Source organism: Janthinobacterium sp. GW823-FHT03B06, assembly GCF_058796955.1.
This window is the reverse complement of the sequence record NZ_JBXAJE010000005.1, coordinates 410,448-436,765: the sequence shown is the minus strand read 5'-3', so window position 1 is coordinate 436,765 and position 26,318 is coordinate 410,448. Positions and strand designations below refer to the sequence as shown.

General features: G+C 61.8%; 24 protein-coding genes and 2 tRNA genes. 7 read left to right on the top strand and 19 right to left on the bottom strand.

Going from position 1 to position 26,318, the window contains the following annotated elements; all coding sequences use genetic code 11:
• Nucleotide 1 precedes the first annotated feature (1 nt).
• From AC1RBA_RS19345 to AC1RBA_RS19330, 4 genes are all read right to left on the bottom strand, one after another.
• Nucleotides 2–77 (bottom strand) — tRNA-Glu (locus AC1RBA_RS19345).
• 54 nt (nucleotides 78–131) lie between these two features.
• Nucleotides 132–207: transfer RNA gene (locus AC1RBA_RS19340), tRNA-Ala, on the bottom strand.
• A gap of 136 nt (nucleotides 208–343) precedes the next feature.
• Nucleotides 344–1,750 (bottom strand): glutamate--tRNA ligase, encoded by a 1,407-nt coding sequence (gene gltX, locus AC1RBA_RS19335; RefSeq protein ID WP_070312355.1) that lies wholly within the window; start codon nucleotides 1,748–1,750, stop codon nucleotides 344–346.
• Between the two features lie 70 nt (nucleotides 1,751–1,820).
• On the bottom strand, nucleotides 1,821–2,732 hold the full coding sequence (locus tag AC1RBA_RS19330; RefSeq protein ID WP_492419609.1) for a LysR family transcriptional regulator: 912 nt from the start codon (nucleotides 2,730–2,732) through the stop codon (nucleotides 1,821–1,823).
• Between the two features lie 159 nt (nucleotides 2,733–2,891).
• Here AC1RBA_RS19330 and lysA point away from each other — a divergent pair, with 159 nt between their 5' ends.
• Nucleotides 2,892–4,142, top strand: a complete 1,251-nt coding sequence (gene lysA, locus AC1RBA_RS19325) for a diaminopimelate decarboxylase (protein WP_492419608.1) — start codon at nucleotides 2,892–2,894, stop codon at nucleotides 4,140–4,142.
• A 63-nt stretch (nucleotides 4,143–4,205) separates the two neighbouring features.
• The gene (locus AC1RBA_RS19320; protein WP_492419607.1) at nucleotides 4,206–5,771 is read left to right on the top strand and encodes a phospholipase D family protein; all 1,566 of its coding nucleotides are present in this window, start codon (nucleotides 4,206–4,208) and stop codon (nucleotides 5,769–5,771) included.
• Nucleotides 5,772–5,893: 122 nt separating this feature from the next.
• On the opposite strand, the gene AC1RBA_RS19315 is transcribed toward AC1RBA_RS19320, so the two are convergent.
• The 3 genes from AC1RBA_RS19315 to apbC all read right to left on the bottom strand — a co-directional run bounded on the left by AC1RBA_RS19315 (nucleotide 5,894) and on the right by apbC (nucleotide 9,293).
• Entirely contained in the window at nucleotides 5,894–7,573 is a 1,680-nt protein-coding gene (locus AC1RBA_RS19315) for an alkaline phosphatase family protein (protein WP_492419606.1), read from the bottom strand.
• Nucleotides 7,574–7,710: 137 nt separating this feature from the next.
• Nucleotides 7,711–8,118: a DUF4399 domain-containing protein gene (locus tag AC1RBA_RS19310; RefSeq protein WP_070312351.1), complete on the bottom strand. Its 408-nt coding sequence runs from the start codon at nucleotides 8,116–8,118 to the stop codon at nucleotides 7,711–7,713.
• 86 nt (nucleotides 8,119–8,204) lie between these two features.
• Nucleotides 8,205–9,293, bottom strand: a complete 1,089-nt coding sequence (gene apbC / locus AC1RBA_RS19305; RefSeq protein WP_492419605.1) for an iron-sulfur cluster carrier protein ApbC — start codon at nucleotides 9,291–9,293, stop codon at nucleotides 8,205–8,207.
• A gap of 160 nt (nucleotides 9,294–9,453) precedes the next feature.
• Between apbC and metG the strand changes: the two genes are divergently transcribed.
• From metG to panC, 5 genes are all read left to right on the top strand, one after another.
• The gene (gene metG / locus AC1RBA_RS19300) at nucleotides 9,454–11,610 is read left to right on the top strand and encodes a methionine--tRNA ligase (RefSeq protein WP_492405068.1); all 2,157 of its coding nucleotides are present in this window, start codon (nucleotides 9,454–9,456) and stop codon (nucleotides 11,608–11,610) included.
• Nucleotides 11,611–11,629: 19 nt separating this feature from the next.
• The gene (locus AC1RBA_RS19295) at nucleotides 11,630–12,109 is read left to right on the top strand and encodes a GNAT family N-acetyltransferase (protein WP_070219744.1); all 480 of its coding nucleotides are present in this window, start codon (nucleotides 11,630–11,632) and stop codon (nucleotides 12,107–12,109) included.
• Nucleotides 12,110–12,216: 107 nt separating this feature from the next.
• Complete coding sequence (locus AC1RBA_RS19290; RefSeq protein ID WP_034778041.1) at nucleotides 12,217–12,426, top strand: DUF3460 family protein; 210 nt, start codon at nucleotides 12,217–12,219, stop codon at nucleotides 12,424–12,426.
• A gap of 17 nt (nucleotides 12,427–12,443) precedes the next feature.
• A complete protein-coding gene (locus tag AC1RBA_RS19285; protein WP_492419604.1) occupies nucleotides 12,444–13,376 on the top strand; it encodes a segregation and condensation protein A in 933 nt (310 codons plus the stop codon).
• A gap of 54 nt (nucleotides 13,377–13,430) precedes the next feature.
• Nucleotides 13,431–14,270: a pantoate--beta-alanine ligase gene (gene panC / locus AC1RBA_RS19280; protein ID WP_070219724.1), complete on the top strand. Its 840-nt coding sequence runs from the start codon at nucleotides 13,431–13,433 to the stop codon at nucleotides 14,268–14,270.
• Between the two features lie 161 nt (nucleotides 14,271–14,431).
• Here panC and AC1RBA_RS19275 read toward each other — a convergent pair whose 3' ends face one another.
• From AC1RBA_RS19275 to motA, 12 genes are all read right to left on the bottom strand, one after another.
• Nucleotides 14,432–14,884 carry a hypothetical protein gene (locus AC1RBA_RS19275; RefSeq protein WP_141750004.1) on the bottom strand — a complete coding sequence of 151 codons (453 nt, stop codon included), beginning with the start codon at nucleotides 14,882–14,884 and terminating at the stop codon, nucleotides 14,432–14,434.
• A gap of 236 nt (nucleotides 14,885–15,120) precedes the next feature.
• On the bottom strand, nucleotides 15,121–15,519 hold the full coding sequence (cheY, locus tag AC1RBA_RS19270) for a chemotaxis response regulator CheY (protein WP_026132837.1): 399 nt from the start codon (nucleotides 15,517–15,519) through the stop codon (nucleotides 15,121–15,123).
• Between the two features lie 147 nt (nucleotides 15,520–15,666).
• Nucleotides 15,667–16,737, bottom strand: coding sequence for a protein-glutamate methylesterase/protein-glutamine glutaminase (locus tag AC1RBA_RS19265; protein ID WP_035826603.1), 1,071 nt, complete (start codon nucleotides 16,735–16,737; stop codon nucleotides 15,667–15,669).
• A 108-nt stretch (nucleotides 16,738–16,845) separates the two neighbouring features.
• Entirely contained in the window at nucleotides 16,846–17,454 is a 609-nt protein-coding gene (gene cheD / locus AC1RBA_RS19260) for a chemoreceptor glutamine deamidase CheD (RefSeq protein WP_034758343.1), read from the bottom strand.
• A gap of 9 nt (nucleotides 17,455–17,463) precedes the next feature.
• Nucleotides 17,464–18,336: a CheR family methyltransferase gene (locus tag AC1RBA_RS19255; RefSeq protein WP_070219720.1), complete on the bottom strand. Its 873-nt coding sequence runs from the start codon at nucleotides 18,334–18,336 to the stop codon at nucleotides 17,464–17,466.
• 71 nt (nucleotides 18,337–18,407) lie between these two features.
• On the bottom strand, nucleotides 18,408–20,129 hold the full coding sequence (locus AC1RBA_RS19250; protein WP_492419603.1) for a methyl-accepting chemotaxis protein: 1,722 nt from the start codon (nucleotides 20,127–20,129) through the stop codon (nucleotides 18,408–18,410).
• Nucleotides 20,130–20,447: 318 nt separating this feature from the next.
• Entirely contained in the window at nucleotides 20,448–20,954 is a 507-nt protein-coding gene (locus AC1RBA_RS19245) for a chemotaxis protein CheW (protein ID WP_034758356.1), read from the bottom strand.
• Between the two features lie 30 nt (nucleotides 20,955–20,984).
• The gene (cheA, locus tag AC1RBA_RS19240; protein WP_230506183.1) at nucleotides 20,985–23,186 is read right to left on the bottom strand and encodes a chemotaxis protein CheA; all 2,202 of its coding nucleotides are present in this window, start codon (nucleotides 23,184–23,186) and stop codon (nucleotides 20,985–20,987) included.
• Nucleotides 23,187–23,229: 43 nt separating this feature from the next.
• Complete coding sequence (locus AC1RBA_RS19235; RefSeq protein WP_034758362.1) at nucleotides 23,230–23,595, bottom strand: response regulator; 366 nt, start codon at nucleotides 23,593–23,595, stop codon at nucleotides 23,230–23,232.
• 83 nt (nucleotides 23,596–23,678) lie between these two features.
• Entirely contained in the window at nucleotides 23,679–24,227 is a 549-nt protein-coding gene (locus tag AC1RBA_RS19230; protein WP_070219714.1) for a chemotaxis protein, read from the bottom strand.
• 46 nt (nucleotides 24,228–24,273) lie between these two features.
• Nucleotides 24,274–25,251 (bottom strand): flagellar motor protein MotB, encoded by a 978-nt coding sequence (gene motB, locus AC1RBA_RS19225; RefSeq protein ID WP_046684787.1) that lies wholly within the window; start codon nucleotides 25,249–25,251, stop codon nucleotides 24,274–24,276.
• A 58-nt stretch (nucleotides 25,252–25,309) separates the two neighbouring features.
• On the bottom strand, nucleotides 25,310–26,170 hold the full coding sequence (gene motA / locus AC1RBA_RS19220; protein WP_070219712.1) for a flagellar motor stator protein MotA: 861 nt from the start codon (nucleotides 26,168–26,170) through the stop codon (nucleotides 25,310–25,312).
• Nucleotides 26,171–26,318: the final 148 nt, after the last annotated feature.

Genomic DNA, 26,318 nt, shown 5'->3' with positions numbered 1-26,318 from the left:
CTGGCGTCCCCAAGGGGATTCGAACCCCTGTACTCACCGTGAAAGGGTGATGTCCTAGGCCTCTAGACGATGGGGACCGCGGAACTTCCAAACAACATCTGCACCACTTCAACAAGCAACATCATTGCTGCTGGTGGAGGTAAGCGGGATCGAACCGCTGACCTCTTGCATGCCATGCAAGCGCTCTCCCAGCTGAGCTATACCCCCGTTGGTGCAGAAACAAGAGTATAGCAAAGAAGTTTCACTCTGCAAATACCCTTTTTCGTCTATGAGCAACTTTTCATAGGGGCGGTTTCCGCACGCTATTTTTACGGCTATTCCAGCGCTTATTTCAGAACAGCGATTACAGCCACTTTGCCAGGCGCGCCAGCACGGTGTCGCGGCCGAAAATGACCACCACCTGATCGATGGCCGGCGTCTGCAGCTGGCCCGTCAGAATCAGGCGCAAAGGCATGGCCAGCAGCGGCATCTTGATGGTGTTGGCGGCCAGCACTTCCTTGATCATGGCGGCCACGGCTTCCTTGCTCCACTCCACCGTGGCGATGCGCTCGGCAAACTGCGCCAGCACGGGCTTGATGGCATCCGTGATGTGCTGCGCTGCCAGTTCCGCTTCCGGCTGCGGCTCGCGGAAGAACAGCATCGAAGCGTCAGCCAGTTCATTGACCGTGTTGGCGCGCTCTTTCATCATGCCCAGCACTTGCGCCAGATCCGGCGCGCCTTCGAAGACGGCGCCGGCGGCGACCATGTGCGGACGCGCCAGGTCGGCCAGGCGGGTATTGTCGGCCTGCTTGATGTATTGGTTATTGAGCCACTTGAGCTTTTCCAGGTCGAACTGCGCGGCCGACTTGGTCAGGTGCTCGAGGTTGAACCACTCGCAGAACTGCGCCACCGAGAAGACCTCATCGTCGCCATGGCTCCAGCCCAGGCGCGCCAGGTAATTCAGCATCGATTCAGGCAGGAAGCCCTGCGCCGGGTAATCCATCACGCTGACGGCATCGCGGCGCTTCGACATCTTCTGACCGTCCGAACCCAAAATCATCGGCAGGTGGCCATACAGCGGCAGCGGTGCACCGATGGCGCGCAGGATGTTGATCTGGCGCGGGGTGTTGTTGACGTGGTCGTCGCCGCGCAGCACGTGGCTGATCTGCATGTCCCAGTCGTCAACGGCCACGCAGAAGTTATACGTTGGCGTGCCGTCCGGGCGCGCGATCACCAGGTCGTCCAGCTCGCGATTCGAGATCGTGATCGTGCCCTTGACCACGTCGTCCCACGTCACGTCGCCATCGAGCGGATTCTTGAAGCGCACGACGGGCTTGCGGTCCGCCGGCACGGCAGGCAGTGTCTTGCCCGGTTCCGGACGCCAGGTGCCGTCGTAGCGCGGCTTTTCGCCGGCGGCGCGCATGCGCTCGCGCATCGCTTCGACTTCTTCCGGCGACGAGTAGCAATGGTAGGCCGTGCCTTCGGCCAGCATCTGCGCCACCACTTCGCGGTAGCGGTCCATGCGCTGCATCTGATAGAACGGGCCTTCGTCGTGATCCAGGCCCAGCCACTTCATGCCTTCGATGATGGCTTGCACGGCTTCCGGCGTGGAACGCTCCACGTCCGTGTCCTCGATGCGCAGCACGAAAGTGCCGCCGAAGTGGCGGGCATACGCCCAGCTGTATAAAGCGGTGCGGGCGCCGCCCAGGTGCAGATAGCCGGTCGGGCTGGGAGCGAAACGGGTACGGACGGGAGTAGCGTTTGTGGTCATCGAAGTAATCAGGCTTGAATAAGTAAAACGCCATTTTACTCTGTTGACCGCCGCCGCTCCACAAGCGCCGTCACAGCTGCAGCAAGCGCCTTTTCACCTCGTCCGCCTGCGCATGCAGCGCCTGCTCGAACAGCGCCACCAGCTGCGACAGGGGCCGGTGCAAAGGTTTCACGAGATTCACCGTGAACGGCAGGGACACGGCAAAGCGGCGGATCTGCAAGCCCTGCCCCGCGTAGTCCAGCGCCGTGAGCGGATTGACGATGGCCAGGCCCACGCCTTCGCACACCATGGCGCACACGGAAGCGGCGCTGTGCGTGTCGAGCGCCATGCGCCGCTCCACGCCGGCCTGCGCGAAGATGGCGTCGATCTGCTGGCGGTAGGGGTCGACGGCGGCCAGGCTGATGAAAGGCTGGCCCGCGAAGTCCGCCGGCGCCAAGGTCATCTTGCCTGCCAATGGATGGCCGTCGGGCAGCACGCACACTTCATCGACGGACATCAGGGGATCGAGCGCGGTGCCCGGCGGCGCATTGCCCACTTCCGTCAGGCCGATATCGTGGCGCTGCGCCGACAGCCACTCTTCCAGCAGCGGCGATTCCTGCGGCGTGATACTGATGCTCACCTTGGGAAAATCGGCGACGAAACGCTTGCAGGCCTGCGGCAGCAAGGATTGGGAAAACACGGGCAGGCAGGCGATCGACAGCTGCCCCTGGTCGAACTGGCGCAGGGCCGCCGCCGTACTGACGATGCGCTCCAGGCCGAAATACGCGCGCTGTACTTCTTCGAACAGCTGCAGCGCCTGGGCCGTGGGGCGCAGCCGCCCCCGTTCGCGCTCGAACAGGGTCAGGCCCGTCAAATGCTCGAGGCGCGCCAGCTCGCGGCTGACGGTGGGTTGCGAGGTGTGCAGCATCGTGGCGGCGGCCGTCACGCTGCCCGTCGTCATGATGGCGCGGAAAACCTCGATATGGCGCAATGAGATGGTCATGCGCATATCATAAATGAATAAGGTCGCCTTAAATGGATATTTTATGTTTACACAGAAAAGCCGCATCATGGCCAGCATCGTAGGTCGGATTAGCGGGCAAAGCCCGCGTAATCCGACGCCACCTCCGACACCACCCATCACACGACAAAGACCACCACCATGAAACCAGTGCCAGACGCCACCCTCGCCCAACTCGCCCAGGAACACGGCACGCCCCTATGGGTGTATGACGCGGCCACCATCCGCGCGCGGATCGCGCAGCTGGCGCAATTTGACACCGTGCGCTTCGCGCAAAAGGCCAACTCGAACATCCATTTGCTCACCCTGATGCGCGAAGCGGGCGTGCACGTGGACGCCGTCTCGCTGGGCGAGATCGAGCGCGCGCTGCAGGCAGGCTTTACGCCGGCGCAAACGAACGGCGCCGCCGGCGTGGTGTTCACCTGCGACCTGTTCGACCGCGCCACCCTGGCGCGCGTGGCGGCGGCAAAAATTGAAGTCAATTGCGGCTCCGTCGACATGCTGCGCCAGCTGGGCCCCGTGTCGCCCGGTCACCGCGTCTGGCTGCGCATCAATCCCGGCTATGGGCATGGCCACAGCAACAAGACCAATACGGGCGGCGAAAACAGCAAGCACGGCATCTGGTACGAAGAGCTGCCGGAGGCGCTGGCCGTCATTCGCGCCCACGGACTGCACCTGGTGGGCCTGCACATGCACATCGGCTCGGGCGTCGATTACAGCCACCTGGAAACCGTCTGCGGCACCATGGTCGACCTGGTCAAGAACATGGGCCACGACATCGAAGCCATTTCCACGGGCGGCGGCCTGTCCGTGCCGTACCGCGAAGGCGAGCAGCCAGTCGACACGGACCACTACTTCCAGCTGTGGGATGCGGCGCGCAAGCAGATCGAGGCGCACCTGGGTCACCCCGTGCATCTGGAAATCGAACCTGGCCGCTTCCTCGTGGCCGATGCGGGCCTGCTGGTGGCCGAAGTGCGCGCCACCAAGCAAATGGGCGGCAAGCACTTCACCTTGCTCGATACGGGCTTCAATGAACTGATGCGCCCCGCCATGTACGGCAGCTACCATGAAATGTCGGTGATCGCGCACGACGGCCGCGCTCTCGATGAGCAGCACGCCACCGTCGTCGGCGGCCCCCTGTGCGAATCGGGCGACGTCTTCACCCAGCGCGATGGCGGCGTGGTGGAAACCCGGCAGCTGCCGGCAGCGCAGGTGGGCGACTATGTGGTCTTCGAAGGCGCGGGCGCGTATGGCGCGTCGATGTCGTCGAACTACAACAGCCGCCCGCATGCAGCCGAATACCTGGTCGATGGCGCCGATGATCAACACCCGTCGCGCCTGATCCGCCGCCGCCAGACGGTGGCCGAGCTGATCGCGCTGGAACAACTGTAAATCCTCGCCCGCGTGCGGGCATGCGCATCTGCTAACATCGGGGCAACTCGATGAAAGCCCGCCATGCCCGCCCAAGCACTTCCCTTCCGCAGCGCCACCCGGCTGCTTCTGCCGCTGCTGCTGTCCGCCGTCCTCGCCGGCTGCGCTTCCCTGCCCTCGCTGGACGGCCGCATCCCCTCCAGCGTCATCGCCGACACACAGCACACCCAATTGGCCACGGCCATTGCGCCCATGGTGGCGCAGCATCCCGGCGTGTCCGGCATCTATCCGCTGGTCGACGGGCGCGACGCCTTTGCTGCGCGCGCCCTGCTGGCCGCCGCCGCCCAGCGCAGCCTGGACGTGCAGTACTACATCTGGCACAAGGACATCACGGGCACCCTGCTGTTCGATGCCTTGCGCCAGGCGGCCGAACGAGGCGTGCGCGTGCGCCTGCTGCTCGACGATAACAACACGGCGGGCCTGGACCAGACCCTGTCCATGCTGGGCAAGCAGCGGAACCTGGAAATCCGCCTGTTCAATCCCTTCGTGCCCCGCGCGCCGCGCGCGCTGGCCTTCGCCACCGATTTTTCGCGCCTCAACCGGCGCATGCACAACAAATCGTTCACGGCCGACAACCACGCCACCATCGTGGGCGGGCGCAACGTGGGCGATGAATACTTCGGCGCGGCCGGCGACGTGCTGTTCGCCGACCTGGACGTGCTGGCCATCGGCCCCGTCGTCGGCGAGGTCTCGCAGGATTTCGACCGTTACTGGAACAGCGCCTCGGCCTACCCGGCCGCACTGCTGCTGACCAGCCCTGTCGATGGCGACGCGGCCACCATCGCCGCCGAGGCGGACCGCATCGACGACACCAGGGCGGCCGAAGAATACGTGCAGGCGCTGCGCACCTCGCCCTTCGTCAAGCAAATGATGGAACGCACCCTGCCCTTCGAATGGGCAAGGACGCGCATGGTCAGCGACGACCCGGCCAAGGTGCTGGACCAGGCCAGGCCCGGCACGGGCGTGGCGGAAAACCTGCAAAACCTGCTCGGTGTGCCAGAAAAGGAAGTGGACCTGGTGTCGCCGTATTTCGTGCCCGGCAAGACCGGCACGCAAGCCTTTGCCGACCTGGCGAAAAAAGGCGTGGGCGTGCGCATCCTGACGAACGCGCTGGAAGCGACCGACGTGGCGGCCGTGCATGCGGGCTATGCAAAATGGCGTAAACCGCTGCTGGAAGCGGGCGTGCTGCTGTACGAGTCGCGCCGCTCGTGGGAGGCCGGCGACGCGCGCGAACAGACGGGCCGCTTCGGCAGCTCCGCATCGAGCCTGCATGCGAAGACCTTTGCCGTCGACGACAAGCGCATCTTTGTCGGCTCGTTCAATTTCGATCCGCGCTCGATCGAATTGAATACGGAAATGGGCCTCGTCATCGACAGCCCCGCGCTGGCCAGCCAGCTGGGGCTAGCCATGCGCACCACCATCCCGCAGCGCGCCTACCAGGTGCTGCTTGACGACGACGGCGCGCTGTACTGGATCGCCCGCGACGCCAGCGGCGCCGCCACGCGCTACGACACGGAACCGGGCACCAGCGTGTGGAAGCGCATGGGGGTGGCGATTCTGTCGGTGCTGCCGATTGATTGGCTGCTGTAAGCGGTTTTGCCGACGATGTTGTCGGATGACGCGTGGCTGCGCCCCGCGTCATCCGACCTACGAGGTCATCGTAGGTCGGGTTAGCGCAAAGCGCGTAAGCCGACAAGCGCGCAGCACCGCCCTTAGCGCACCGCCTCCGTCAACACCCGCCCTTCCGACGCCGATGGCTGGCGTATGCGCAGCAGATGCGCCAGGGTCGGGGCGATGTCGACCACTTCCGCGTACTGGCCATAGGCGCCCGGCTTGATCCAGCGGGGGCCGAACACCATCAGCGGCACGTTGGTGTCATACGTGTACGGCGTGCCGTGCGAAGTGCCGCCGCTGCCCTTGCCGAAGTACCAGGCCGGTTTTGTGACGACCATCAGGTCGCCCGACAGCTGGCGGTTCCAGGCGCGGCGCATCAGGGTATCCATGCGCGTGGCCACGGCGCCTGTTTCCATCTGCGTGCGCGTATAGACTTGCGCCAGGCCGTCCTGCTGCAGCAGGAAGCGGGCCGCCGCGTCTTCCAGGGCGGCGCGATGGACGCCGCTCTTTTCCGCCAGCGCGTAATCGAGATAGATATTCGGCAGCGACGACGTCGTCACCAGTTTATCGATGCCCAGGCTTGTCGCCAGGTGCTGGTTCAGGCTTGCGACCAGCTTGTCGCCGTCGATGCGCTTGGCCGTAAAGCCGCCGCGCGCTTCCGTAAATTCCGGCACATTGGCAAAGCCATGGTCGGCCGTCAGCACCACCAGCACGTTGTCCATGCCGACTTTTTTATCGAGATCAAGAAAGAAGCCGGCCAGCATGCGGTCCAGGCGCTGCAGGTGGTCGTGCGACATCTTGCTTTCCGGGCCGTAGGCATGGTTCACGTAGTCGTGCGCGGACAGGCTCACGCCCAGGATGTCGGGCACGCCGGCCGGGTTGCGGCCCAGGTTCTCGCCGTCGATGGCGGCACGGGCAAATTCCAGGGTCAGTTCATCGAGGAAGGGACCGGACTTCAAGCGGCTGTAGTACTCGCCATCGAGCTTGCCGCTGTCGCTGTAATAGGCGAACGGGAAGGTGTTGCGCGTGCCCGGCTTGGCCGCCACCAGATCATCGCGCGCATCGTTGACATATGCCCCGTCGGCCAGCAGCGGCGTCCAGCTCTTGCCGTAATAACGGTCCTGCGGCCTGGCCGCCTGGTAGCGCTGCACCCATTGCGGATGCTGCTGCATGTAATAGGTGCTGCTGGCGAAATTGCCCGTCTTTTCCATGTACATATAGGCCGTGCCCGTTTTCCCGGCCAGCAGGATGGCGCCGCGGTCCTTGCCCGACACGGTGACGACCTTGGACTTGTCGCCCGTGGCATAGCGCAGCTCGTCACCGAGGGTGCTCACGCGCAGCTTGGTCGGCGCGGTACCGTCGTCCGGCTTCGTCTCTTCGCCGATGTAATGGAAATTGCCATCCTCGGTGCAGTACACGGACTTTTTCGTGAGGGGATCGATCCAGTTATTGCCGATCACGCCATGCTGGTAAGGATAAGCGCCCGACAGCACGGCCGAGTGGCCGATGGCGGTAACCGTGATGCCATGCGCCTGGTGCGCATCGCTGAACCACGCGCCCTGCTCCAGCAGGCGGCGGAAACCGCCCTGGCCGAACTGCTCGCGGTAGCGCGTCACCTGTTCCTGCGGCAAACCGTCGACCACCAGCACCACGACCAGCTTGGGCTGCGCCGCAGCCGAGGGTACGGCCTTGGCCGCATATGCCTGGCAAGCCGCCACGCTCGTCACCAGCAGCAGCGCATGCGCCAGTTGCCGGGAAAGGGAGAAATGTTTCGTCATATCCACTCATCAAAAGTTAGGCCACCGGGCAGCATACGCCGACTATATGACACAACAATGACAAGAAGCAACAATATGAAAAGGCCGGGCGCCATCGCTGGAACCCGGCCTTTGCCGACACAGACAATATATCTGACTTACTTGACCGTCACTTTGATGCTTTTGCTTAACTCCGGCCCATACGACTGGTGCGCGCCATTGGCGAACTGCATGGTGAGCGTGTACTGGCCCGGCGGCAAGGTGACGTCCGTTTCCGTTTGACCTTTACCGAAATGCAAATGCTTGTCATCCATGGGTATCATCTCGCCCGCCTTCATCGGCCCCGTATTGATGAGCAGATGATGGTGCCCCGTCTTGGCCGTCATGTCGCCGGCCGGCTTGACGTCCATGCCGCTGACGGCAAATTTCACTTTGAACGGGCTCGTCACCGTCGCACCATCGGCTGGCTCGACGAAGGAAACGGATTGGGCGAAGGCGCTGGCGGCCAGCAGGCTGCCGGCAAGCAGGACTGCGGCCTGGCGCAGAAATACGGTAGTCAATTGCATGATGTCTCCTCTTGTTAATAACAACACGGACTGCATGAAACCATATTCCTGCTGATACTGGCGCATGGGAGCGCGAAGTCCAACGTTTAATCGTTCTTGATGACGATGCTAGGGAACTTGCTGGTCATATCCTTCGCCTTTTCCGCCACCTTGATGGCGATGGTGCGGGCGATCTGCTTGTAGATCACGGCGACGGGGCCTTCCGGCTCGGCCACGACGGTGGGCGTGCCCGAATCCGTCTGCTGGCGAATCGCCATGGTCAGCGGCAAGGCGCCGAGGAATTCCACGCCGAAGTCCGCGCACATCTTCGCGCCGCCGCCGGCACCGAAGATTTCTTCCGCATGGCCGCAGTTCGAGCAGATGTGCGTGCTCATGTTTTCCACCACGCCGAGGATCGGAATGCCGACCTTCTCGAACATTTTGAGACCCTTGCGCGCGTCCAGCAGCGCGATGTCCTGCGGCGTCGTGACGATGACGGCGCCCGTGACGGGCACTTTCTGCGACAGGGTCAATTGAATGTCGCCCGTGCCTGGCGGCATGTCGACGATCAGATAATCGAGGTCGCGCCAGTTGGTCTGGTCCAGCAATTGCTGCAAGGCTTGCGTGACCATGGGGCCGCGCCACACCATCGGCTCGTCCGGATCGATCATGAAGCCGATCGACGACACTTGCAGGCCGTGGTTTTCCATCGGCTCCATGCTCTTGCCGTCCAGCGTCTTCGGCTGGCCGCTGATGCCCAGCATCATCGGCTGCGACGGGCCATAGATATCGGCGTCCAGCATGCCGACGGCGGCGCCTTCGGCCGCCAGGGCCAGGGCCAGGTTGACGGCCGTGGTCGATTTGCCAACACCACCCTTGCCGGAAGCGACGGCAATGATGTTTTTCACGTTGCTCATCGGCTTCAAGCCGCGCTGCACCGTGTGCGAAATGATTTTCGACGACACGCCCACGCTGACGTTGCCCACGCCCGGCAGCACGCGCAGGGCGGCCAGCACGGATTTGCGGATCAGATCGATCTGGCTCTTGGCGGGGTAGCCCAGTTCGATGTCGAGCGAAATGTCGCTGCCATCGACCTTCAGATTCTTGACGGTTTTGCTGGAAACGAAATCTTTATGTGTATTTGGATCAATAACCTGGGCCAGCGCGGCCTTGACGTCTTCTACTGTGATGCTCATGTAAATCTCCGTGTGTACTACATATGTGCAATACGCGCAGTCTAGCGCAAATTTGCATGGTGCGATGGCGGCAAAAGCATCACTTGCCGGCGCTGCATCTGCTCATATTGCCTTTCCGCTGTTAAAATGTCCTATTATCCATCCCAAAAGTGCATCAATCATGACTCGCAAGCTGTTCGTCACCACTGCCCTGCCTTACGCAAACGCCGCTTTTCACATTGGCCACATCATGGAATACATCCAGGCCGATATCTGGGTCCGGTTCCAGCGAATGCAACGCGATGGCGCAGCCGGCCGTGAAGTGCACTTTGTGGGCGCCGACGATACGCATGGTACGCCCATCATGATCGCCGCCGAAAAGGAAGGCATCACGCCGCAGCAATTCGTCGCCAACATCGCCGCCGGCCGCGCCCAGTACCTCGATGGCTTCCATATCGCCTTCGACAACTGGTATTCGACCGATTCGCCGGAAAACGTCGACCTGTCGCAATCGATCTACCGCAAGCTGCGCGATACGGGCCTGATCGTCACGAAAACCGTCGACCGCTTCTTCGACCCGGTCAAGGGCATGTTTCTGGCCGACCGCAACATCAAGGGCGAATGCCCGAAATGCGGCGCCAAGAACCAGTACGGCGACAATTGCGAAGTGTGCGGCGCGGCCTACCAGCCGACCGACCTGGTCAACCCGTTCTCCGTGTTTACCAACGCGACGCCCGTGATGAAGCCGTCGGAGCAGTATTTCTTCAAGCTGTCCGACCCGCGCTGCTTCGAATTCCTCAAGGATTGGCTCAACACGCCAGGCCGCCTGCAGCCTGAAATGGTCAACAAGGTCAGCGAATGGCTGGGCGAAGCGGGTGAAAAGCTGGCCGACTGGGATATCTCGCGCGACGCGCCCTACTTCGGCATTCCGATTCCCGATGCACCGGGCAAGTTCTTCTATGTATGGATGGACGCGCCCGTCGGCTACCTGGCCAGCCTGAAAAACTATTGCGACAAGAAAGGCATCGATTTCGACGCCTTCCTGAACGACCCGACGACGGAACAGATCCATTTCATCGGCAAGGACATCGTGTCTTTCCATTTGCTGTTCTGGCCTGCCATGCTGAAGTTCGCCGATCACCCGGTGATCGACAAACTGAAAGTCAATGTGCACGGCTTCCTGACGGTCAACAACGAAAAGATGTCGAAGTCGCGCGGCACCGGTATTTCGCCGCTGCGCTACCTGGACCTGGGCATGAACCCGGAATGGCTGCGCTACTACATCGCGTTTAAGCTGAACTCGAAAGTGGAAGACCTGGATTTCAACGGCGAAGATTTCGTCGCCCGCGTGAACAGCGACCTGATCGGCAAGTACGTGAACATCGCCAGCCGCTGCGCCGGCTTCATTGCCAAGCGCTTCGACGGCAAGCTGGCATCCACACTGTCGGAAGGCGCGCAAAGCTGGATCAACCGCGCGCTGACGGTGGACGTCAACGGCGTCATCGTCGAGCGCCAGGCCAGCATCGCCGCGCACTTCGAGAACCGCGAATTCGGCAAGGCCTTGCGCGAAATCATGGAAATCGCCGACATCACGAACCAGTATGTCGATGAAAACAAGCCATGGATCCTCGCCAAGGATGCGGACAAGACGTTTGACCTGCACGACGTGTGCACCACGGCCCTGATCCTGTTCCGCCAGCTGACGATTTTGCTGTCGCCGGTGCTGCCAGGCGTGGCCAAGAACGTGGCCTCCTTCCTCAACGACGCCGAGTTCACCTGGGCCGATACGCAAGTGTTCGGCGACGCCGTCTCGAACAGCATGCTGGGCCGCACCATCGGTGCCTACAGCCACTTGATGACGCGCATGGATGCAAAGATGATCGAAGCGCTGTTTGACGCGCCGCAAACAGCCGCCGCCATCGCCGCACCGGCTGGCGACGCCGCGAACGACGCCGCGGCCCCTGCTGCCGCCGCTGCCGCCATCGAGGAACTGGCGCCCGAGATCAAGATCGACGACTTCCTCAAGGTCGACCTGCGCATCGCGAAAATCGTCAATTGCGAACTGGTGGACGGCTCGGACAAGCTGCTGCGCCTGACCCTGGATGCGGGCGAAGGCCGCTTGCGCAATGTCTTCTCGGGCATCCGCTCGGCGTACCAGCCGGAAGAACTGATCGGCAAGCTGACGGTGCTGGTGGCCAACCTGGCGCCGCGCAAGATGAAGTTCGGCATTTCCGAAGGCATGGTCATGGCTGCCTCTGCCGCCGACGAGAAGGCCAATCCGGGCATCTACATCCTGAACCCGTGGCCGGGCGCCGAACCTGGCATGCGCATCCGTTAAGCCACCACAAGGACCGATGATGAATATCGTGGTGCGCGAAGCAACAAATGCCGATGCACAACTAATGGCCGAGCTGACCCGCGCCGCGTGGGCCGGCAAGGTGGCGGCCTCGTCCAGCGGGCACCACGAGACGGCACAGCAGGTGGAAGCGCAGTTGCGCCACGGCGGCGGTTTTCTGTTGTTGATCGACGACATTCCAGCCGGCTCGCTGCGCTGGATGCCGCTCGACAGCGACCCCGCCATCTGGAAGATTTCACGCATGGGCGTGCTGCCCGCCTACCGGGGCAGCCACGTCTCGCAGCACTTGCTGGAAGCCATCATTCATCACGGCCTGTCGTGCCAGGCCGAGGAATTGCGCCTGGCCGTGCGGCGCGACCAGCGCAAGCTGATCGATTTTTATGCGGCCTTCGAATTCGAGCTGGCCGAAGAACTGGAATATTCGCACGCCAACCCCGCCGAACCGGCGCCGATGGTGATGCGGCGCCTGCTGCGTTATTGATTTTTAGCAATTTCGCCCCGGACTTGCCGATACAACAACCCGCCAAGCGGCACGGCGCGGTAAAATACGGCCGGCTGACCTTACCCATAAGACACTCAGAAGAGAATATGAAACTGCCTGCAAAACACAACAACTACGTATCCGACCACACCTTGTTCATCGCCGAACTGAAGGCCAAGAACCCTGGCATGGAAGCGGGCCAGCAAGCGGGCCGCGCCCTGCTGTGGGACAAGCCGGCCGTCAGCATCGATGAGCAGGAACGCCAACTGGCGTCGGCCGTCAAGCAACAGGCTTACGTTTACCAGAACAAGAACTAAGATCTGGAACCGGCACGATGTTGCCTGAAGAGTCTGCAGTCACGCCGGAAGCCGACGCTTCCGGTGCCGGCGCAGTCATCGAGTCGCCCGCACCTGTCGCCGATGGCGACGGCAGCGGTGACCCTGCAGCATCTGCAACGACGGTAACGGAGGCGGCGCCCGCCGCTGACCCGCTGGGCATCGCCCGCCTGTATGGCGAGCCCATGATGCGCATGCCGACGGATTTGTACATTCCGCCGGACGCGCTGGAAATCTTCCTCGAAGCCTTCGAAGGCCCGCTCGACTTGCTGCTCTACCTGATCCGCAAGCAAAACTTCAACATTCTCGATATTCCGATGGCGCAGGTGACCCTGCAATATCTGAAATATGTCGACCAGATCCGCGTGCGCAACCTGGAACTGGCCGCCGAGTATCTGCTGATGGCGGCCATGCTGATCGAGATCAAGTCGCGCATGCTCTTACCTTCGCGCAAGAGCGACGTCGAGGAAGATGGCGGCGACCCCCGCGCCGAACTGGTGCGCCGCCTGCTCGAGTACGAGCAGATCAAGCTGGCCGCCTACGACCTGAACGCCATTCCCCAGTTCGAGCGCGATTTCGTGCGCACGCAGATTTTCATCGAGCAAAGCCTGACGCCCACCTGGCCCGACGTGGAACCGGTGGACCTGCAGCAGGCGTGGCTCGACGTGCTGAAGCGCGCCAAGCTGACCCAGCATCACCGCATCAGCCGCCAGGAACTGTCCGTGCGCGAGCACATGTCGAGCATTTTGCGCCATTTGCAATCGTCGCGCTTCGTCGAATTCAGCGATCTGTTCGACATTGCCGGCGGCGTACCCGTGGTGGTGGTCAACTTCGTGGCCCTGCTGGAACTGGCCAAGGAAACCCTGATCGAAATCACGCAGGCAGAACCGTTTGCCCCCATCTACGTCCGGCTGGCGTATTCGCCCGCCTGACCCCTTCCCTTTGTCACTGACCACCGTACAACGGGGTTTTAGCGAAAGCAATCCATGAAAATTATTTCCGACATTGAAGAATTGCGCGACCAGCTCAGCGGACAGCTGCGCACGGCGTTCGTCCCCACCATGGGCAACCTGCATGAAGGCCATCTGTCGCTGATGCGCCTGGCGCGCAAGCATGGCGATCCTGTCGTCGCCTCGATCTTCGTGAACCGCCTGCAATTCGGGCCGAATGAAGACTTCGAAAAATATCCGCGCACCATGGCGGCCGACATCGCCAAGCTGGAAAAGGAAGGCGTGTACGTGCTGTTCGCGCCGACGGAAAAGGAACTGTACCCGGAACCGCAGGAATACCGCGTGCGCCCGCCCGATGACCTGGGCAACACCCTGGAAGGCGAATTCCGCCCCGGCTTTTTCGAAGGCGTGTGCACGGTCGTCACCAAGCTGTTTTCGTGCGTGGGTCCGCGCGTGGCCGTGTTCGGCAAGAAGGATTACCAGCAACTGATGATCATCCGCAATATGGCGCGCCAGTTCGCGCTGCCGACGGAAATCATCGCCGCCGAAACCTATCGCGCCGACGATGGCCTGGCCTTGTCCTCGCGCAATATGTACCTGTCGGAAAGCGAACGCGCGGAAGCGCCGGAACTGTTCAAGGGTCTTAATTTCGTGGCCGAGGAAGTGCGCAAGGGCAACCTGGCCGTCGGCGAACTGGAACAGGCCAGCATGCAGCTATTGAACAGCCGCGGCTGGAAATCGGACTACATCGCCGTGCGCAAGCGCGCCAACCTGCAGGCGCCGAGCGCCGCCGAACTGGCCGCGGGCGAACCGCTGGTGGTGCTGGCCGCCGCCAAGCTGGGGCAGACCAGACTCATCGACAACCTGGAAATTTAACATACAACAAAACCTGCTGCGCGTCGCGATTTGCGGCCTGCGATGCTCACTGCGCTAAAGCACAGCTCCGCTTCTCGGCCACAACTCACTGCCGCTCGCTACGGTTTTGTCAGATGTTTTAAACGCAGTCACAGCGGGGCCATTCGGCCCCGTTGCTTTACCTACTTCTCCATCCCTACCAGCTTGAGCTCGGCAAACAGCGGCTTGTTGCTGCCGCGTGCCGCTTGCAACATGTCATAGCTTGCCGCGTCGAGCACGATTTCCTCGCCCGCCCACAGCTTGCGCTGGTTCGCAGGCAGCCTCAGGCTGCGCAGGATGGCCCGCACCTGGGCCGGATCGGCCGCCAGCAGGCGGATGGCGCGCGCATGGCGCTGCGTGCCCGTGAGGATCGGCAAGCCGCCCTCAGAGCCGTGCTGGCTCAGGCTGACATAATCCTGGCCGCCCACGCGGTGCAGATAGGCATGCCGGCCATCCGCTTCGGCAGGCGACTGCGCGGGCGGCTCCTGCATTTCGACAGACGCGACAGGCGCAACGGCGGTTTGTTCAAGGCTCACGCCACAGGCCGCCAACAGGGCCGTGCTCAAGGCGAAAAATAATACGGGTGCTCGGCGCATCGTGCGCTCCTTCTTGTCGGGGTCGGGGACAAAGGGGGAATACTGCAGCGATCATGGGCCAAATCATTTGACGTGTAAAGTTAACTATGGGAAATATTTCATTCCCTTGCGCAATTTCATCCGGTCAGAGCGAAGGACACGCGGGATGAGCTGGAGGTAAGCACGGCGCAAGCCGACGAAAAAAACGCCGCCGGTTTGCACGGGCAGCGTTTTTCTTGATCGGTATCAAGCCGTGATCAGGCGCCGGCTTTTTCCAGCTTCTCGAAAATCTTGTTCAGCTTTTCATCGAGGGTCGCTGCCGTGAACGGCTTGACGACATAACCGCTGGCGCCAGCTTGCGCGGCGGCGATGATGTTTTCCTTCTTCGCTTCGGCGGTGACCATCAGCACGGGCAGCTTGGCCAGTGCGGGATCGGCGCGGATATGCTGCAGCATCGTCAGGCCATCCATGTTTGGCATGTTCCAGTCCGACACGACGAAATCGAACGATTCCGCGCGCAGCTTGGCCAGGCCCATCACGCCGTCTTCCGCCTCATCGACGTTGGCATAACCCAGTTCCTTCAACAGATTCCGGACAATGCGGCGCATCGTCGAAAAATCGTCAACGACTAAAAATTTCATCTTTGGATCAGCCATGAATAACTCCGTTGTTTCTGTAGCGGTTTGTTAATAATATCGACATGAATGCCGACATTATGGTCGACACTACGGCAGCAAGTTGTAGGATAGCATTTTCGTTGCTTTTAGGCGAACAAACTTGCCTCAGATCATATAAAACGTGGCTTACACGCGCAAAGCACGCATACCATGCGCCGCCAGGTGTCCCAGTACCATGCCAGGCAGCGCCGTCAGAGCACCGACCTCATGCGTAGCGCCGACAGCGATTGCCTCGCGCGGCATGCCGAACACCACGCAACTGGCTTCGTCCTGCGCAAAATTATACGCTCCTGCGGCCTTCATCTCCAACATGCCTTGTGCGCCGTCCTTACCCATGCCGGTGAGGATCACGCCGACGGCATTTTTACCGGCCGATTGCGCGGCCGAACGGAACAGCACATCGACCGACGGACGGTGGCGGTTGACCGGTTCACCCTGGTCGATCTTGGTCATGTAGTTGGCGCCGCTGCGCGTCAGGGTCAGGTGCGAATGGCCGGGCGCGATGTAGGCGTGGCCAGGCAGCACGCGTTCGCCGCCCGCCGCTTCCTGCACCGAGATTTTGCACAGCGAATCGAGGCGGCGCGCGAACGAACGCGTAAAGCCTTCCGGCATGTGCTGCGTGATCAGGATGCCGGGACAATCGGACGGCATCTGCATGAGAAATTCGCGGATCGCTTCCGTGCCGCCCGTCGAGGCGCCCACGATGATCAGCTTTTCGCTCGACGTCAATGGGCTGCGCAGCGCAGGCAGCGGCGCGGCCACCTTGTCGCCGGCCGACGGCAGGGTGCGCGCGCGGATGCGCGCCTTCGAGGCGGCGCGGATCTTGTCGGCGATCATGTCCGTGTACTCGCGCATGCCGCTCTGGATGGAAATCTTCGGCTTGGTGACGAAATCGACGGCGCCCAGTTCCAGCGCGCGCATGGTGATTTCCGAACCGCGCTCGGTCAGCGACGACACCATCAGCACCGGCATCGGGCGCAAGCGCATCAGCTTTTCCAGGAAGTCCAGGCCGTCCATCTTCGGCATCTCGACATCGAGGGTCAGCACGTCGGGGTTGGTCTGCTTGATCATCTCGCGCGCCACCAGCGGATCGGGCGCCGCGCCCACCACTTCCATGTCGGGCTGGCTGTTTACGATTTCCGTCATGACGCTGCGAATCAGCGCCGAATCATCCACGATCAATACTTTGATCTTCATAGTTATCCTTCCAGGCCTTGCGGCCCTTGTTTCTTATTAAATTAGTACCCGGACCACACTGCCGCAAGCCGCACAACGCGGTGCGCAGCAGGTTTGGTCCGATATGTATCAGAACAGCTCGACCTCGCCGCCCACCGGCGCGACCTTGAGGCGGCTGGCGTAATCGAGTTCGCGGCGTACCAGCGTATCGTTATGCGTCTGCATCAGCTTTTTCACCAGCACCTTGCCGCTGCGGGGGAAAAAATACACCTTGCGCGGGTGGATGTCGTTGAGGTCTTCCGCCACCACGCGCATCTTTTCCGCCTTCAGATAATTGATGACGAAAGCCGCGTTGCGCTCACCGACGTTGATCGCCGTGAAGCCGCGCAGCACGGCGCCGCCGCCGAACACTTTCGCTTCCATGTTCTCGCGCCGCGCGCCCGCCTTCAGCAAATCGTTGATCAGGATTTCCATGGCGTAGGTGCCATAGCGCATCGACGCGGAAATCGGGCTGTTCGGATCGCTGCCGCCATCGGGCAGCATGAAGTGATTCATGCCGCCCAGGCCCGTGACACGGTCGCGGATGCAGGCCGAGACGCAGGAGCCGAGCACGGTGACGATCAGCATGTCCTTGTTGGTAAAGTAATACTCACCAGGCAAGATCTTGGCGGCGTCACAGTTGAACGTCCTGTCGTAATAGACGTTAGTGGCGAATTGCTCTTTGGATTCCAGGCTCATATTTCACTCTCATGTACGATGCGACGGTGCCTTGGGCGCGGCGCCCCGAGGCTGGTCGAGCTCATAGACTGTTTTACCGCGCAGCTTCAGTGAATCCGACACGTACAGAAAATTCTCCGAATGGCCCGCGAACAGCAGGGCATCGGGTTTCATCAACGGCACAAAGCGCGAGAGGATCTTGCGCTGCGTCGCCTTGTCAAAATAAATCATCACGTTACGGCAAAAGATGACGTCGAACTGGCCCGTCAATGGCCAGCCGTCGGCCAGCAGGTTGAGCGGCTTGAAGGTGATCATCTGGCGCAGTTCAGGACGCACCCGCACCTGCCCTTCACGGTCGCCCTTGCCGCGCAAGAAAAAGCGCCGCGCACGGTCGGCCGGCATCTTGTCGAGCCGGTCCAGGTTGTAGACGCCATTGGCGGCCGTGGCCAGCACATTCGTGTCGATGTCCGTGGCGATGATGGTGACGGGCGGCGTGAGCGTATTGAACGCCTCGCACACCGTCATGGCGATCGAATACGGCTCCTCGCCGGTGGAACTGGCCGAACACCAGATGGTGATCGGCCCGCTCAGTTTTTTCACATGCTCGGCCAGCAGCGGGAAGTGATGCGCCTCGCGGAAGAACGACGTCAGGTTGGTCGTCAGCGCATTCGTGAACGCTTCCCACTCGTCGCCCATGCGGCCCGCTTCCAGGTCGTCCAGGTAGCGGACGAACGAGGAGATGCCGGTCGCGCGCAGCCGCCTGGCCAGGCGGCTGTAGACCATCTCCTGCTTGCTGTCGGCCAGCGCGATGCCGGCCCGCTTGTAAATCATGGCGCGGACCCGTTCGAAGTCCTTGCCAGTGAAATCAAATTCCTTGACCGAATCCGTTTTAGTTTGCGGCATTTTGTTTTTACCTCTCTATGACTACTCTGACCAATGCCTTTGCAAGTATAACTAGCGGGACCGGGTTGGCGTCAGAACTCTTCCCAATCGTCGCCGCCGGCCGCCGCCAGCTTTTTCGCGGGCGGTGGCGTGCCGGCCTGCGCCGCCGTTGCCACCCGCCGTGTAGTTGCCGCCACACCCGGTACCGGCCGTGCCGCCGCCTTGACCACGGGCGCGGACGCGGGCATGGCTGCCTGCGCCGCGCTCTCGCCGTCCAGCTTGAAGATGCTGACGGCGTCGGCCAGTTTCTGCGCCTGGTCCTGCATGCTTTCGGCGGCCGCCGCCGCTTCCTCGACCAGCGCCGCATTTTGCTGCGTCATCTGGTCCATCTGCGCGATGGCCTGGTTCACTTCCTCGATGCCGTGGCTCTGCTCCTGCGTCGCCGCCGTGATCTCGCCCATGATGTCGGCCACCTGCCGGATCGACGTGACGATCAGACCCATGGTCTGCCCCGCCTCGTCCACCAGGCGGCTGCCGGCATCGACCTTGTCGACCGAGTCGCCGATCAAACCCTTGATTTCCTTCGCCGCGCCGGCCGATCGTTGCGCCAGATTGCGCACTTCCGACGCCACCACCGCAAAACCGCGTCCCTGCTCGCCTGCGCGCGCCGCTTCGACGGCCGCATTCAGCGCCAGGATATTCGTCTGGAACGCAATGCCGTCGATGACGCCGATGATGTCGACGATCTTGCGCGAACTGTCCTTGATGGAACCCATGGTGTCGACCACTTGCGACACCACCTTGCCGCCCTGCTCCGCCACCGACGACGCCGACACTGCCAGCTGGTTGGCCTGGCGCGCGTTGTCCGCGTTCTGCTTCACGGTCGACGTCAGCTCTTCCATCGACGACGCCGTCTCTTCGAGCGAACTGGCCTGCGTTTCCGTGCGCGCCGACAGGTCCGCATTGCCGCTGGCGATCTCGCGCGACGCCACGGTGATGGTGTCCGTCCCGGTGCGCACGTCGCTGACCGTCTGCACCAGGCTCTCGTTCATGTCCTTGAGCGCCTGCTGCAGCGCGCTCGTTTCATCCTTGCCTTCGACCACCACGCGCGAGGTCAGCTCGCCGGCCGCCACCTTCTGCGCCACGGCCACTGCGCCGGACAATGGCACCGTGATCGAGCGCGTGATGAAGATGGCACACCAGGCGCCGATCGCCACGGCCGCGCCGCCCAGGATGAACAGTACCATCATCAGGCGCGCATCGGCCGCCAGCGAGTCGTCCATGAAGCTTTGCTGCGCCACGTGCTGCAAATCGAGCAGCTTGTTGATATCGGCCAGGGTCGTCTTGTTCAAGGGATCGATGCGGGTGGCGATCACCTTCGCCGCGCCCTCGCTGTTAAACGCCAGCACCTGTCCCATCGCTTCCTTGAAGGCGGCATCGACTTCGCCGTCGATCTTGGCGATATTGGCCAGCAGCGCCTTCTCGCCATCGGACAGGCCCAAGGTGGCCAGCTTGCCGCGGGCGCCGTCGTACAGCTTGCGCTGCTCGCGCACCTTGCCCTCTTCCGCCTGCATCAGGCTCACATCGCCCTGCAGGCCGATATTGCGCATGGCGATACCGGTTTCCAGCATCGCGCTTTTCATCTGCGACGCCTGCGTATTCTTTTCGCTTGCCAGCTCCAGTCCCGTGAGCAGCTGGGCCTTGTTACGGTAATTCAGTGCATTCGCCGAAACGATCACCACCACCAGGATGGCGAGGATGCTGCCAAAACCTATCCCCAGCCGGGTGCCTATCTTGAAATCGCGCAAACTCATTACAGTCTCCAATATTTATGTGAACGGCGCCCGTTCAACCGGACGGCGCCGTGTTGTGGCCGGGTCTCTGTCGGACCTTGCAGCCTGCCGGCGCGCCTCTGGCAAGTAACCCCCAATAAATTATTATGATTTCTGACTTCCATAACCGGCGCTGTGCGGTGTTGCCCGCAGCTAGCAGTGCTCGCACTGCGTCGCTGCGGGCGCCTTGCACAGCATCCGGTTCTGTTCGTCATAAATTCACAATAATTTCCAGAGGATTACTTTCCCGCGCCGGTACATGCATATCTGTAGTGATTCTTTGCGTGGTAAAACTGCCGCTTAAGCCGCCAGCTTGTCGATCAGGCCCATCTCGCTGCTCGACATCAGCTTGTCGATGTCGACCAGGATCAGCATGCGCTCGTCGATGGTGCCCAGGCCGATCATGTAGTCGGTCGAGAAGGCTGTGCCCATTTCCGGCGCCGGCTTGACCTGCTCCGGCGTCAGGGTGGTGACGTCGGAAACGCTGTCGACCACCATGCCGACGATACGGCCGCCGATGTTCAGGATGATCACCACCGTGAACTGGTCGTACACGGGCGTGCCCAGGTTGAACTTGATGCGCATGTCGACCACCGGGATGATGATGCCGCGCAGGTTGATCACGCCCTTGATGAATTCAGGCGCGTTGGCGATGCGGGTGACCGCTTCGTAACCACGAATCTCCTGGACCTTCAGGATATCGATGCCGTACTCTTCGGAGCCCAGGGTGAAGGCCAGGAATTCACGGCCGGCGATGTCCTTGCCGTCGCCCGCATTGCTTCCGGATGTTTGTTGAGTATCTGACATGGTGCGTTTTCCTATCTTTATCTATCGGTATTACGAAAAAATGGACTCGTCGGCCAGCTGGCGAGAGGAACGGATGAGGGCGGCGACATCGAGAATCAGCGACACGCCGCCATCACCCAGGATGGTGGCGCCGGAAATGCCCACCACCTTGCGGTAATTCGATTCGAGGTTTTTCACCACGACCTGCTGCTGCCCCACCAGGTCGTCGACAAACAGGGCCGCCTTGCGCCCTTCCGTCTCGAGGATCACGCAGATGCCTTCCGAGGGACTGGTAAAGCGCGGCGCGATGTCGAACATCTGGTACAGCGGAATCAAGGGCAGATATTCGCCGCGCACTTTCACCACCTGCCCCTTGCCGCTGATGTCCTTGATGTCCTCAACGGCTGGCTGCAGCGATTCGATGACAAAGCCCAGCGGTAAAATATACACCTCGTCGCCAACGCGGATCGACATGCCGTCCAGGATGGCCAGGGTCAGCGGCAGCGAAATGGAAATCGTCGTGCCGAAACCCTTGGCCGAACGGATGTCGACGACGCCGCCCATGGCGCTGATATTGCGCTTGACGACATCCATGCCCACGCCGCGGCCCGACACGTCGGTGACCGCTTCGGCGGTGGAAAAGCCGGGTGCAAAAATCAGCTGCCACACGTCGGCGTCGCTCATCGACTCGGACACGTCCAGGCCCTGCTGCGCAGCCTTGGCCAGGATGCGCTCGCGGTTCAATCCCGCGCCGTCATCGGATACCTCGATGATGATGTTGCCGCCCTGGTGGCTGGCCGAGAGGAACAGACGTCCCGCCTCGGTCTTGCCGGCGGCCACGCGGGCGGCCGGCATTTCCACGCCATGGTCGATACTGTTGCGCACCAGGTGCGTGAGCGGATCGACGATGCGCTCGATGAGGCCCTTGTCCAGTTCCGTGGCGGCGCCATTGGTGATGAAGTCGACCTTCTTGCCCAGTTTCGTCGCCAGGTCGCGCACCATGCGCGGGAAGCGCGAGAAGACGAAATCCATCGGCATCATGCGGATCGACATCACCGCTTCCTGCAAGTCGCGCGTGTTGCGCGTCAGGTGGCTGACGCTGTCGAGCAGTTTTTCATGCAGCATCGGATCGAGCGCGCTGGCGCGCTGCTCGATCATCGCCTGCGTGATCACCAGTTCGCCCACCAGGTTGATCAGCTGGTCGACTTTTTCGATCGAGACGCGGATCGACGACGATTCGGCGCCGGCCTTGTCGCCCTCCTTCTTGGCCGGTTTCTTTTCCTGCTCCGCTTCGGCCACGGCGTTCGCCACGGCCGGCGCGGCGGCAGCGCTGGCGTTGCCCGCCTTGGCCGCGTCTGCGCGAATCTGTTCGAGGGGCTGGAAGAATCCGTAACCCTGTTCGGCGTCGCTCTGCACGCCGGCGGCGGCGCGGATATCCTCGATCGGCTGGAAGAAGCCGTAACCGGGATCGGCCGCGCCCGGCGCGCCAGGAGTGCCTGGCAGCGGGTCGAAGAAACCGTAACCTTGCGCCTTTTCCTGCGCCGCGCGGGCCGCTTCGGCCTCGCCTGGCGCCAGTGGCGGCGCCTGCGTGATCACCATGTCGTCGGGATTGAGCACGAACGAGCAGATGGCCAGGATATCGTCCAGGCTTTCATGCGTCGTCACTTCCAGCACCTTGCGCGCGTCGGGCAGGCTCGTTACGGCGACGTCGCCCAGCAAGCCCAGTTCGGCCGCCAGCGCATCGACTTCGCGCGGCTCCATGGCCGGCAGTTCCAGGCGGATGCGGTGGCCGCCGGCATGGCTGACGGCGGCCTTTTCCGCCGTGTGGAAGGCCGGCGCGACGGGCGTGAGCGCGGCCACGGGCACGTCCTGCGAGAACGACTGCAGCATCATGCGCACGTTGGCCACGGCATCCTGGTCGACGGCGCTGCCCAGGCGATGGCCGTCGAGCTGCATCTTGAGGATGTCCTTGGCCGCCAAAAAGGCGTCGACGTGTTCCGCCGTCAGGGCCATCTGGCCCTGGCGGATGCGGTCGAGCAGCGACTCGAGGATGTGCGTCACCTCGCTCATGTCGGAGAGGCCGAACGTCGATGCGCCGCCCTTGATCGAGTGGGCGGTGCGGAAAATGGCATTCAGATCTTCGGCGTCGGGCGCCGCAATATCAACGGCCAGCAGCAGCCGTTCTTTTTCAGCCAGCAGTTCTTCGGCCTCATCGAAAAAGACCTGAAAAAACTGGCTAATATCGATGGTCATAGGGTGACTCCGTCAATTGCATCATTGCGCTGCGCGGCTGGCATCAGCCGATCACCTTCTTGACCACTTCGATCAGGCGTTGCGGATCGAACGGCTTGACCAGCCAGCCATTGGCGCCGGCGGCACGGCCTTTCGATTTCATCTCGTCCGACGACTCCGTCGTCAGCATCAGGATGGGCACCTTCTGGTAGGTCGGCAATTCACGCAGCAGCTTGATCAGTTCCAGGCCATCCATACGCGGCATGTTCTGGTCCGTCAATACCAGGTCTACGGTTTGCAGCTTGGCTTTTTCCAGTCCGTCCTGGCCGTCCACGGCCTCCACCACCTGGTAACCGGCGGCTTTCAGGCTGAACGCCACCATCTGGCGCAATGAGCTGGAATCGTCCACTGCAAGTATCGTTTTGGCCATCTTTGCTCCCACTTATTCCGGGCATCCTGCCCGAGTATTTGATTAATCAATCCATGCGACCACAAGCGCTCCGCACTGGCATGCTAGAACAGCTCGATGTCGCCGCTTTCCAAATGCTGTTGACTGACAGCCTTGCGCAGCACGCTGCGCAACTCCAGGCTTTGAATCGCCAGCGCCATGCTGACCCGACCCAGCAAGGCGACAATTTCTTCATTGTCGCTCTCCGGCAACATCTCCGCGCCATGCTCGCCCAGAGTCCCGAGGAACTCGCGCAAGCCCGTCACGCGCTTCAGGGTGCGCTCGATCAGCTGGCTGGTCATGTCCTGAAACTGCATGCTGGTGATGGCGGCATTCACATAGCCCCCCACCTCATCCTGCAACGCCAGCAGTTTTTCGCGCTGCTGCTCGGCCGGAATACCGCCGTCGAGCAGCAGCGCGATAGTGTCTTGCTGCGCAGCGACGGCTGCGTGTATCGCCATGAAATTGAAGGACAGCTTCTCGATCGCCTCTTCCAGCAAGATGCCGGTCTGCACCAGGTCGGTTTCCACCTCCGTCAAGTGCTTGCGGCCATGGTCCGACACGCCAGACAGCAGGCGTTTTACATGCGAGCCAAGTATTTTCTTTCTTGTCATAAAGGTCTCATTGTTTCAATACACCACGCGTCGACAGCCTTGCGTGTTATTTTTTCGCCGCTGCCGGGGCCGGGACTGGCGCCGCCGCGGGCGGCGCACCGGCAGCCAGCCCTGAAGCGACAGCGGCGGAAGCGGCATCGGTCACCGGCAGCTCGATCGCCGAACCATCGCGCAAGACATTTTCTTCCGTGCGCTTGTTCATGACGATGATGCTGATGCGCCGGTTGATCGGATTGAAGGGATCGAGCTTGTCCAGGTGGGCGGCCGAGCCCAGTCCCACCACGCGCAAGACTTTTTCTTCCTTCATGCCGCCGATCACCAGTTCGCGCCGCGACGCATTCGCGCGGTCGGCCGACAATTCCCAGTTGCTGTAGCCTGCATCGCTCATATAGGGCGTCGAATCCGTATGGCCGGACAGGCCGATGCGGTTCGGCACTTCATTGAGCACGGAGCCGATGGCGTGCAGGATTTCCTTGGTGTACGGTTGCAGGTTCGCATTGGCGAGCGCAAACATCGGACGGTTCTGCTCGTCGACGATCTGGATGCGCAAGCCTTCGCTGGTAATATCGAGCAGCAACTGGTTCTTGTATTTTTTCAGCAGGGGATTGGCGTCGATGGTCGCTTCGATGCGCGCCTTGAGCGCCTGCAGGCGCTTGCCTTCCTCGCGTTCGAGCGCCGCCTTGGCGGAATTGAGGTCGAACGATTTGCGCTGCTGCTCTTCCTGCGCCTTGCGCACCTGCCCATCCTGGCGCGACAGGTCCTGGCCGCCGCCCTGGATCACGGAATTGCTTTCGCCGCTGCCGGAGCCGCCCGCCATGGCCACTTTCAACGGCGTCTTGAAGAATTCGGAAATGCCGTTCAAGTCGCCCTTCGAGGTGGAGCCGAGCAGCCACATCAGCAGGAAGAAGGCCATCATGGCCGTGACAAAGTCGGCGTAGGCGATTTTCCACGCCCCGCCATGGTGTCCGCCAGCCGTCTTCTTGATACGTTTGACGATAATCGGGCGCATGCCTTCATCGGCCATGGCGTCCCCCTTCCGTGTGCTGCAAATGACTCATGGTGTCCAGGCGTATATTCACTGCTTACTTCGTTTTCGATTTCTTGATGTGGTCTTCCAGCTCATTGAACGTCGGGCGCTCGGTCGAGAACAGCACCTTGCGGCCGAACTCCACGGCCAGCGCCGGCGCATAGCCGTTCAGGCTGGCCAGCAGCGTCACTTTCACGCACTGGAACATCTTGCTCGACTCTTCCAGCTTCTGCTCCAGCAGGCTGGCCAGCGGGCCGACGAAACCATAGGCCAGCAAGATGCCGAGGAAGGTGCCGACCAGCGCGTGCGCGATCAGCATGCCCAGCTCGGCCGGCGGTATGCCCACCGACTCCATCGTGTGCACCACGCCCATCACGGCGGCGACGATACCGAACGCGGGCAAGCCGTCGCCCACCTTGGCGATCACGTGGGCCGGCACGGCGCCTTCGTGATGGTGCGTCTCGATTTCGTTGTCCATCAGGTTTTCAATCTGGAAGGCATCCATATTGCCCGATACCATCAGGCGCAGGTAATCGGTCATGAATTCGACGATGTGGTGGTCGGCCAGCACCGCCGGATACTTGGAAAACAGCGGGCTCTCTTCCGGCTTGTCGATATCGCCTTCGATCGACATCAAGCCTTCCTTGCGCACCTTGCTGAGCACTTCAAACAACAGCGACATCAGTTCCATGTACAGGTCTTTGGTATAGCGCGATCCCTTGAACAGGCTGGGCAAGGCGGCGATCGTTGCCTTGATGGCCTTGTTATTGTTACCAACAAGGAAGGCGCCCAGGGCGGCGCCGCCGATCATCAGCAACTCCAGCGGCTGGAACAGCGCCGCCAGATGGCCGCCGGCCATTGCGAAGCCGCCAAAGACCGAGGCGCAGACGATGATGTATCCGATTATGACTAACAAGTGCCCTGACTCCCAATAATGGCCGCGGCTGTATGCACGGCATGTTCAAACCTGTTCCTGTCTTTTGGCGGCTGCGCCGACGGTAAAGACTGCGGCAAAAAAGCAACCGGAAGTTAATTGAAATGTGCTGCTTTTCAATGCAAATCCG